The sequence below is a fragment of the Pseudomonas frederiksbergensis genome (assembly GCF_003732665.1).
Lineage (GTDB): Bacteria > Pseudomonadota > Gammaproteobacteria > Pseudomonadales > Pseudomonadaceae > Aquipseudomonas > Aquipseudomonas frederiksbergensis_G.
Genome location: NZ_MOBP01000137.1, coordinates 1 through 257 on the forward strand (window position 1 = coordinate 1; position 257 = coordinate 257).

At 39.3% G+C, this 257-nt stretch carries 1 protein-coding gene; it reads right to left on the reverse strand.

The genetic code is table 11. The features are described from left to right. A partial coding sequence (locus tag BK665_RS34670) for a hypothetical protein (protein ID WP_221179284.1) occupies window positions 1-194 on the reverse strand: 194 nt, incomplete at its 3' end. Window positions 195-257 lie beyond the last annotated feature (63 nt).

The window sequence follows — 257 nt, forward strand, 5'->3', positions numbered from 1 at the left end:
GCGATGTCACACAATTCTTCATCAGAAGAACTGCTTTTAAAAAAAGTTATTGTGTAGTTTAAAAAAAACTCTGCGAGTTCGCTATTTATGTCTATGTTTAGCTGTTTTAAAGCCTCGGTAACTGATTGCTTGTCTGTTCGAAGGGTATTGCCCGGCTGATTTTCAATTAGTAATTTTAATTTGGTCGGTATCATTTTGCGGCCTCCGCTGCACGGTCTTTCCAATATTGCGGGACTTCTTTCTTGAAGAGTTCCCTG